Raw genomic sequence first — 8,609 nt, 5'->3', positions numbered from 1 at the left:
CCCTGCGGAGCGCCTTGCGGAGCGCCCTGGGGGACTCCCTGCGGGGCGCCGTACGGGCAGGCCCCCTACGGCGCCCCGCAGGGAGTCCCCCAGGGCGCTCCGCAAGGCGCTCCGCAGGGCCCCGGTGTGTCCGGCGCGCTCCAGCAGTTCAAGGAGACCCCCACGGGGCAGCGCTGGACGCAGCAGAACAAGAAGCTCGTCCGCGTCGACCTCGGCATCGGGGGACAGCCCGTGCTGGCCCGGCAGGGCAGCATGGTGCTCTACCAGGGCAAGGTCGACTTCAGCTACAAGGGAGCCGGGTTCGCCGGCCGGATCGTGGGCAACGCCACCGGCCAGGAGATGCAGCTGATGCGCTGCACGGGCCAGGGACAGGTGTTCCTCGCCGAGAACTCGACCATGCTGCACCCCCTCGAGCTGCAGGGCGACGCCGTCTGCGTCTCCGCCGAGAACGTTCTCGCGTTCGACGAGAGCCTCACCTACGAGGTCCGCCGCATCGAGGGCCACGGCATCCCCGGCGGCGCCCTGTTCACCATGCAGTTCCAGGGCACCGGCACCATCGTCGTGAAGACGCACGGCACGCCCGTGGTGCTGCCCGTCACGCCCACCACGTTCGCCGACTGCAACGCCGTGGTCGCCTGGTCGGCCGCCGCCCAGGTCGTCGTCTCCAGCCAGGTGCGGATGCGCCGCAACGCCTACCCCGGAGACACGGGGGAGAGCGTGAACCTCCAGTTCCGGGGAGCGCCCGGCAACTTCATCGTCGTCCAGCCGTACGAGGTCTGAGGGAGCCCGTCATGACACAGCAGCTCGCGGGCCACGCCCCCGCACCCGTCACCGCCCGCATGGAGAACCACGGCAACCACATGCTGAAGGTCGCCATGCAGACCGGAAACGACCTCCTCGCGCGCGTGGGGTCGATGGTCGCCTACGAAGGGTTCGTCCAGTACGAGCCCAACCCGCCGGCCGTGCGCCAGATCGCCAAGGACTGGATGACCGGCGAGGGCGCGCCCCTGATGAAGTGCTCCGGCGACGGCCTGCTCTACCTCGCCGACTACGGGGCGAACGTCGTCGTGATCAACCTCAACGGCGACGGCATCTCCGTCAACGCCACCAACCTGCTCGCCTTCGACGCCCACCTCACGTGGGGTGTGGAGCGGGTCAAGGGCCTGGCGAAGTTCGCCGGGCAGGGCCTGTGGAACACCAAGATCTCCGGGCAGGGCTGGGTCGCGCTGACCTCCCGGGGCAAGCCCATCGTCGTCGACTGCGGAGGCGGCGAGGACGAGACCTACGTCGACCCCGACGCGCTCGTCGCCTGGTCCCCGAACCTCAAGGTGAAGGGAAAGCGCAGTTTCCGGGCCCAGTCGCTGATCGGCCGCGGCAGCGGCGAGGCCTACCAGATGGCCTTCTCAGGTCAGGGCATCGTCGTCGTCCAGCCCAGCGAGGACAGCACCGACCGCCTCCGGGTCCGGGGCTGAGGGGGAGCCACACGCCATGCAGAGCCCGATTTTCGCCTACAACGAGCAGCAGACTCAGGAACGCTGGAGTCTGCAGAACAAGCAGATGCTGCGCGTCGCCCTGGATGGCCACGACGACGTCCTGGCCCGCAAGGGCACGATGGTCGCCTACCAGGGCCTCGTCGAGTTCGATGCCGAATTCCAGAGCAACCAGCAGTCACGCGCGCGTGCGCAGACCGGGGAGGGCCTGGACCTGATGCGCTGCCACGGGCAGGGCACGGTCTATCTCGCCAACCTCAAGCAGCATGTCCACATCACGGAGGTGGACCAGGACGGCCTCACCGTCGACAGCAGCTACGTGCTGGCGATGGACTCCTCCCTGCACCACGAGGTCATCGCCGTGGACAGCCTCTACGGCATCTCCGGCTCCGGGAAGTACCAGCTCAACATCTCCGGCCGGGGCAAGGTCGCCCTGATGACCTCCGGCATGCCGCTGGCGCTGCAGGTGACGCCCGACAAGTACGTCAACTGCGACGCCGACGCGATCGTCGCCTGGTCGACAGGCCTGCGCGTGCAGATGCAGGCCCAGACGCACTCCTCCGGTGTGTGGCGGCGGCGCGGCAGTACCGGCGAGGGCTGGGAGCTGAGCTTCATGGGCACCGGCTTCGCGCTCGTCCAGCCGAGCGAACTGCTGCCGCCGCAGAACGCCCAGATCGGCTCGGGCCTCGCCGCGCAGTACGGCATGGGCCAGCAGGGAGCGCGGGGGCAGAACCAGGGCAACGTCTGGAGCTGAGCGAGTGCTCCGCGGGGTTCGGCCGATTCAGGTCGGGGGTTGTGCGGTCTCGTCTCAGCCCGCGAGCCGTCGGTGCCCGATCGCTCACTTCCCCGCGCCCCTGAGGGGGCGCTGCCACCTGTCAGCAGGAAGGTAAGGGGCGACCGCTACAGCGGTCGCCCCTTACCGAGGTTCAGACCCCGAGCCTCGCGCGGGTCGCCGTCAGCAACTGCACGACCGACTCGTCCGCCACCCCGGCCACCTCGTCGTACCCGAACCAGCGTACGTCGAGCGACTCGTCACTGATCGCGTGCGCGGCGTCCGGGGGTGCCACGACCGCGTACTGGACGTCGAAGTGGCAGTGGCACGGCGGCGGGATCGGATGCCGGTCCAGGCGCACCGGGCCGCCGGGCAGCAGGGAGAGACCCGGGACGCCGGACTCCTCCGTCGCCTCACGCAGGGCCGCGTCCGCCAGGGAAGCGTCGCCGGGCTCGCAGTGGCCGCCCATCTGCAGCCACATCCGCAGCTTCCTGTGCAGGGTCAGCAGCACCCGGCCGCCCTCGGGGTCGATCACCAGGGCGCTCGCCGTGATGTGACCCGCGTGGCAGGCCTTCCACAGGCCGTCCGGGTGCTCCGCCAGGTGGTCCAGATAGGCCTGGCGCAGCTCCGCCTGGTCCTCGTACCCCTTCAGTACGAGGACCGCGTCGTCGTACAGGCTCACCCGGCGTCGTCGCCCTTGCCCTCGTCCTCGGCCCCGCCCTCGTCCTTCTTCTTCAGGTCGGGCTTGTGCGCCGCCTCGCCGAGCATCTTGTCCAGCTCGGAGAAATCGATCTGCTCGCGGTGCACGAAGCCGTCCGGGTCGTCCAGGTCGGTCGCCGTCGGCAGCATGTCCGGGTGGTGCCACAGGGCGTCCCGGCCGTCGACACCGCGCGCGTCCGTGAGCGAGGCCCACAGGCGGGAGGCGTCCCGCAGACGGCGCGGGCGCAGCTCCAGGCCGATCAGCGTGGCGAACGTCTGCTCGGCAGGGCCGCCCGAGGCACGGCGACGGCGCAGGGTCTCGCGCAGGGCGTCAGCGGACGCCAGGCGGGGCTTCGCCGCGGCGTGGACCACCGCGTCCACCCAGCCCTCCACGAGCGCCAGAGCCGTCTCCAGACGGGCCAGGGCGGCCTTCTGCTCGGGCGTGTCCTCCGGCTGGAACATGCCCTGCTGGAGGGCTTCCTGCAGCTGCTCAGGGTTCTGCGGGTCGAACTGGCCGACCACGTCCTCCAGCTTGGCCGTGTCGACCTTGATCCCGCGGGCGTAGCCGTCGACCGCGCCGAACAGGTGCGAGCGCAGCCACGGCACGTGCGCGAAGAGGCGCTGGTGGGCGGCCTCGCGCAGGGCGAGATACAGCCGCACCTCCTCCTGGGGGACGCTCAGGTCCTTGCCGAAGGTCTCGATGTTCACCGGCAGCAGCGCGGCCTTGCCGGCCGGGCCGAGCGGAAGGCCGATGTCGGTCGAGCCGACGACCTCGCCGGCGAGCACGCCGACGGCCTGCCCGATCTGCGTGCCGAACATGGCACCGCCCATCGAACGCATCATGCCGATCAGCGGGCCGGCCATGGCCTGCATCTCTTCCGGCAGGACGTCGCCCATGGCGTTGCCGACGCGCTCGGCGACCGGGTCGACGAGCTCCTTCCAGGCGGGCAGGGTCGCCTCGACCCACTCCGCGCGGCTCCAGGCCACCGCGGAGGCGGCGCCGGAGGGCAGCGACGTGGCATCGTCCAGCCACAGGTCGGCCAGGCGGACGGCTTCCTCGACGCCCTTGCGGTCGGCGGGACCGACGCTGGCGTCCTTGGTGCCGTCAGGGCTGCCCTGGGAGACCGTCTGGCGGGCGATCTGCTTGGCCATGTCCCAGTTCACCGGGCCGCCCTCGTAGGAGAGCATCTGGCCCAGCTGTTGGAACGCGGCGCCCAGGTCGGTGGGGTTCAGCGACCCGAACATGGCTGCGAACGGATTGTCCGCACCGGGGCCGCCGGGGCCACCGGGACCTCCGCCGAAGCCTCCGGCTCCGGGCAGGCCGCCAAAACCGAACGGGTTGGCCGGTCCCTGACCACCACCGCTCTGCTGGTCCTTCTTCTTGCCCTCGTCGCCGTCGTCCGGCTCCTCCGGCGGAAGGCCGAATCCGAATGGGGTGTCACTCACGGGATTCCTCGGCTGGTAGGGCCGCCGGTTCTTTCCGGCGGCACGGCTGCCCGACAACACCACCCAGCGTAGACACCTGGGGCGGATCGGGCCTCGGTGCTTCGCCGACTGACGGCCTGCGGCAGGATGGATGCCACCTGGTACGCACGCGTCGGACGCGCTCGTACTGAAGACAACCGCTGGAGACGCCCGGTGAGTTCCCCAGATCCGCAGGTTCGCGCAGCGCGAAACCGGTCAACCAGTTCCGCGAGTCCCGCGGCGCGCGGACCCGTCGTCGCGGTGACCGGCGCCGCGTACGGCGTAGGAGCCCTGCTCACGGAGCGGCTCGCCGCATCCGACGAGGTCAAGCAGGTCCTCGCCATCGATGAGCGGCGCGGCGAGTGCGCGGCGGCCCAGTGGCACATCCTGGACGTACGGGACCCGGCCATCGCGGACAAGCTGCGCGGGGCCGATGTAGTGGTGCACCTGGCGCTGGATCTCGATCTGGAGACCGACGCAGCCGCCCGAACGGCCTACAACGTACGGGGGACGCAGACCGTCCTGACGGCTGCCGCGGCGGCGGGTGTGCACCGGGTCGTGCTGTGCACCTCGGCGATGGTCTACGGGGCGCTGCCCGACAACGAGCTGCCGCTGTCCGAGGACGCCGAGCTGCGCGCCACGGCCGAGGCGACCGGCGTCGGCGACCTGCTGGAGATCGAACGGCTGGCACGACGGGCGCCGCGGGCGCACCCGGGACTCAACGTCACCGTGGTCCGGCCGGCCGTGCTGGTGGGCGGTACGGACACCGCGCTGACCAGGTACTTCGAGTCTCCCCGGTTGCTCGTCGTCGCCGGGTCGCGGCCCGCGTGGCAGTTCTGCCACGTCGAGGACCTGTGCAGCGCGCTGGAGTACGCCGTCCTGGAGAAGGTCGACGGGGAGCTGACCGTCGGGTGTGACGGCTGGCTGGAGCAGGAGGAGGTCGAGGAGCTCAGCGGGATCCGGCGGATGGAGCTGCCGTCGGCGGTCGCGCTGGGCGCGGCGGCGCGGCTGCACCGGATCGGGCTCACGCCCTCCCCGGCCGGGGACCTGGCGTACACGATGTACCCCTGGGTGGTGAGCGGCAGCCGGCTGCACGACGCCGGGTGGCGGCCGCGGCACACCAACGAGGAGGTGCTGGCGGAACTCCTGGAGGAGGTGTCCGGCCGGCACACGGTCGCCGGACGGCGGCTGGGCCGCAAGGACGCCACGGCCGCCGGTGCCGCGGGTGCGACGGTGGCGCTGCTGGGTGCGGCTGCGGTGGTGCGGCGGGCGCGGAAGGCCCGGCGGCGGTTCTGAGGAGCGCTCCCCACAGTCCGAGGGGCGCTCCCCACTCCGAGGAGGGCGCTCCCTACGGAGGGCGGGAGAAGGACACCTGTAGGAGACTCCAAACGCGTACGCGCGCGTGCCGGTCGAAAGCTCTATTCCGCGCTGTCGGTCGCGTGCGGCACGATGGACCCATGGCAACCACGAACGATCACCCCGGTGAGCAGGCCGCCCAGGACCCGATCAAGCTGATCGGGATCCGGGACTCGGCCCTCTCCCTGGACGAGGTGTTCCGGGCTGTCGGGGACGACGCGGCCGGCGGCACCGCCCTCTTCGTGGGAACCGTGCGCAACCACGACGGGGGCGCCGACGTCGACGAGCTGGGGTACTCGTGCCACCCCAGCGCCGAGGCCGAGATGCGGCGGATCGCCGAGAAGGTCGTCGCCGAGTTCCCGGTGCGTGCCCTGGCGGCCGTGCACCGCGTGGGCGACCTCCGGGTCGGGGACCTCGCCGTGGTCGTCGCCGTCTCCTGCCCGCACCGGGGCGAGGCCTTCGAGGCCTGCCGGAGGCTGATCGACGACCTCAAGCACGAGGTGCCGATCTGGAAGCACCAGAAGTTCTCCGACGGCACCGAGGAATGGGTCGGCGCCTGCTGATTTCGGAAGCCGTCTTCCGGTTGCGTAACCGCACCCCCGGCGTGAGCGTTGTCACTGCGGATCGTTAATCTGCTGATCAGTCAGTTGCGGACGCTCAAAGGGGTTGGAGGTCGGCATGGCGGCGCTCGCCTGGTTGCTGATTCCGCTTGTGGCTGCCATCGGCGCGGGGCTCTGGGGCAGTTGGGCCAACCGGACCCGCAAGGTCCGCAACGACGGCCCGGAGCTCATCGGCTACGCCCGCTTCCGGGAGGCCATGGAAAAGCCCCGGCCCGGTGCCTGACGGGACAGGAAACAGCAGGTCACAAGCGTGGTGAAGCGCAGGGTCGCCCCGGACGGGCGGCCCTGACGGTGCGCCGACAGGACCGTCCCGTAGTGTCGTGTCATGCCACGCCGCACCGCGACGATGCTCGCTTCCACCCTGATGCTGATCGCGCTCCTGTGCGCGGGAGTGTTCATCCCCGTGCCCTACGCGGAGATGTCCCCGGGGCCGACGGTGAACACGCTGGGCGATCACGACGGTGAGCCGGTACTGCAGATCGAGGGCAAGAAGACGTACGCGACCAGTGGCCACCTGAACATGACCACGGTCCGTGTCACGAGCGCCGACTACCGGATGAACCTGGTCGAGGCGGTCTACGGCTGGCTCGCGCACGACAACAAGGTCGTGCCGCACGAGACGCTCTACCCGGACGGCAAGACCGAGGAGCAGTCCACGCAGGAGAACGCCGAGGAGTTCAGCCAGTCCCAGGAGAGCGCCAAGGTCGCCGCCCTGAAGCAGCTGGACGTACCGGTGAAGTCCTGGGTGATCGTCTCGACGGTCGTCAAGGGGTCCCCGGCGGAGGGCAAGCTGCACGCGGGGGACGTGATCAAGGCCGTCGACGGTACGGCGGTGAAGGAGCCGGCCGACGTCGCGAAGCTCGTCACCGAGCACAAGCCGGGCCAGGAGGTCCGCTTCACGATCGTGCCGGCCAAGGAGCAGGCCGCCGCGGAGAAGGAGAAGCGGACGCCGACCAAGACGCAGGACATCACGATCACCACCACGACGTCCGACGACACGGGTGAGAAGCGGGCCATCGTGGGGATCTCCGCGGGGACCGACCACACGTTCCCGTTCACCATCGACATCAAGCTCGCCGACGTCGGCGGACCGAGCGCCGGGCTGATGTTCGCGCTCGGCATCTACGACAAGCTCACTGCGGGCAGCCTGACCGGCGGCAGGTTCGTGGCCGGCACCGGCACGATCGACGACGCCGGCAAGGTCGGGCCGATCGGCGGCATCGAGATGAAGACCGTGGGCGCGCGGGCCAAGGGCGCCCAGTACTTCCTGACGCCCGCCGACAACTGCGCGGCCGCCGCCAAGGACACCCCCGACGGCCTCACCCTGATCAAGGTGGGCACCATCAAGGACGCCCTCGGCGCTCTCAAGGACATCCGCAGCGGCGACACCGCCGATCTGCCGAAGTGCGGTAAGTAGACCGGACCAAGTACCGGGGGACAAGGCGCCAGAGGGCCAGAGGGCCAGAGGGCCAGAGGGCCAGAGGGCCAGAGGGCCAGGGCCAAGGGGTCAGGGGACCAAGGCAGCAGAGGGCCAACGGGTCAGGGGACCAGGGGTCCGGAATGCCGGACCCCACGGTCCTCAGGGGGCTACTCCTCGAACGTCGCCGCCAGCGCCTCCGCCAGGCCCGGGACCAGCTCGGAACCGGTCAGGACCTCGGTGGGGGAGTCCTTCTCGCGCAGCCGCAGGGCCGAATCGCGCGCTCCGTCGCGCAGGACCGCGACCGTCATGCGCACCTCCTGGCGGTCCGGGTGGTCCGCCACCCACTTCGTGAGCGCGGCCTCGCTCAGACCCTTCGGAACCTGGGCCTCCGCGGACGGCGGCAGCATCAGGCGCTCCACGGCGAGGGCGCAGCCGACCACGGCGTCGGGCCAGGCGATGGTGGCGAGGAACTCGTCGAGCGGCTTGCCCGTTGGAACTTCATCCTGCTCGATCGGGGTGAGGCCGGAGTTCTCCGGCTCGTCCCCCAGACCGAGCCGGTCCGCGAGCGAGGGCTGATCGGCCCGCAGCCGTGCGGTGTCGACGAGGGCGAAAAGGCGGGCTGGCTGGTCCCAGCCGAGGCCGGAGACGTACTCGTCGATCTCGAGAACGGCCCGGGTGAGCGGGTTCGCAGCCATGGGAGTGTTGGACATGGTCACAATCCTCTCTCGTTCCTGACCGGAATCGGGAACCGAGTAAACGGTGAGTAAGTTGCATAGGTGGGGGCCCAC

Annotated in this window: 10 protein-coding genes; 7 read left to right on the top strand and 3 right to left on the bottom strand. The window is 70.6% G+C overall.

Annotated elements, in window-relative coordinates; genetic code table 11:
* The 3 genes from K4G64_RS11290 to K4G64_RS11280 form a co-directional block, all read left to right on the top strand.
* Positions 1-780: AIM24 family protein (locus tag K4G64_RS11290; RefSeq protein WP_260460320.1), on the top strand; the 780-nt coding region annotated here is incomplete at its 5' end.
* Between the two features lie 11 nt (positions 781-791).
* Positions 792-1,472, top strand: coding sequence for an AIM24 family protein (locus K4G64_RS11285; RefSeq protein WP_031112077.1), 681 nt, complete (start codon positions 792-794; stop codon positions 1,470-1,472).
* 16 nt (positions 1,473-1,488) lie between these two features.
* A complete protein-coding gene (locus K4G64_RS11280) occupies positions 1,489-2,244 on the top strand; it encodes an AIM24 family protein (RefSeq protein WP_221755888.1) in 756 nt (251 codons plus the stop codon).
* Between the two features lie 172 nt (positions 2,245-2,416).
* Here the strand turns inward: K4G64_RS11280 and K4G64_RS11275 are convergent, their stop codons facing one another.
* Both K4G64_RS11275 and K4G64_RS11270 read right to left on the bottom strand, forming a co-directional pair.
* A complete protein-coding gene (locus K4G64_RS11275) occupies positions 2,417-2,944 on the bottom strand; it encodes an NUDIX hydrolase (protein ID WP_221755887.1) in 528 nt (175 codons plus the stop codon).
* Entirely contained in the window at positions 2,941-4,407 is a 1,467-nt protein-coding gene (locus K4G64_RS11270; RefSeq protein ID WP_221755886.1) for a zinc-dependent metalloprotease, read from the bottom strand. The genes K4G64_RS11275 and K4G64_RS11270 overlap by 4 nt, the downstream gene beginning before the upstream one ends.
* A gap of 192 nt (positions 4,408-4,599) precedes the next feature.
* Between K4G64_RS11270 and K4G64_RS11265 the strand changes: the two genes are divergently transcribed.
* From K4G64_RS11265 to K4G64_RS11250, 4 genes are all read left to right on the top strand, one after another.
* Complete coding sequence (locus K4G64_RS11265) at positions 4,600-5,721, top strand: SDR family oxidoreductase (protein ID WP_221755885.1); 1,122 nt, start codon at positions 4,600-4,602, stop codon at positions 5,719-5,721.
* 161 nt (positions 5,722-5,882) lie between these two features.
* Positions 5,883-6,344 (top strand): molybdenum cofactor biosynthesis protein MoaE, encoded by a 462-nt coding sequence (locus K4G64_RS11260; RefSeq protein WP_221755884.1) that lies wholly within the window; start codon positions 5,883-5,885, stop codon positions 6,342-6,344.
* Between the two features lie 115 nt (positions 6,345-6,459).
* Complete coding sequence (locus K4G64_RS11255) at positions 6,460-6,624, top strand: hypothetical protein (RefSeq protein ID WP_199820205.1); 165 nt, start codon at positions 6,460-6,462, stop codon at positions 6,622-6,624.
* 102 nt (positions 6,625-6,726) lie between these two features.
* Complete coding sequence (locus K4G64_RS11250; RefSeq protein WP_221755883.1) at positions 6,727-7,818, top strand: PDZ domain-containing protein; 1,092 nt, start codon at positions 6,727-6,729, stop codon at positions 7,816-7,818.
* Positions 7,819-7,988: 170 nt separating this feature from the next.
* On the opposite strand, the gene K4G64_RS11245 is transcribed toward K4G64_RS11250, so the two are convergent.
* A complete protein-coding gene (locus K4G64_RS11245) occupies positions 7,989-8,531 on the bottom strand; it encodes a PPA1309 family protein (RefSeq protein ID WP_221755882.1) in 543 nt (180 codons plus the stop codon).
* Positions 8,532-8,609 lie beyond the last annotated feature (78 nt).

The sequence above is a fragment of the Streptomyces sp. WAC04114 genome, assembly GCF_019733245.1.
Taxonomy (GTDB): Bacteria; Actinomycetota; Actinomycetes; order Streptomycetales; family Streptomycetaceae; genus Streptomyces; species Streptomyces massasporeus_A.
This window is presented reverse-complemented; position numbering and strand designations above follow the sequence as displayed.

Excerpts from the sequence above, each read along its gene's own strand:
- K4G64_RS11285 (WP_031112077.1), top strand. The coding sequence starts at position 792 with ATGACACAGCAGCTCGCGGGCCACGCCCCCGCACCCGTCACCGCCCGC.
- K4G64_RS11280 (WP_221755888.1), top strand. The coding sequence starts at position 1,489 with ATGCAGAGCCCGATTTTCGCCTACAACGAGCAGCAGACTCAGGAACGC.
- K4G64_RS11260 (WP_221755884.1), top strand. The coding sequence starts at position 5,883 with ATGGCAACCACGAACGATCACCCCGGTGAGCAGGCCGCCCAGGACCCG.
- K4G64_RS11255 (WP_199820205.1), top strand. The coding sequence starts at position 6,460 with ATGGCGGCGCTCGCCTGGTTGCTGATTCCGCTTGTGGCTGCCATCGGC.
- K4G64_RS11250 (WP_221755883.1), top strand. The coding sequence starts at position 6,727 with ATGCCACGCCGCACCGCGACGATGCTCGCTTCCACCCTGATGCTGATC.
- K4G64_RS11245 (WP_221755882.1), bottom strand. The coding sequence starts at position 8,531 with ATGTCCAACACTCCCATGGCTGCGAACCCGCTCACCCGGGCCGTTCTC.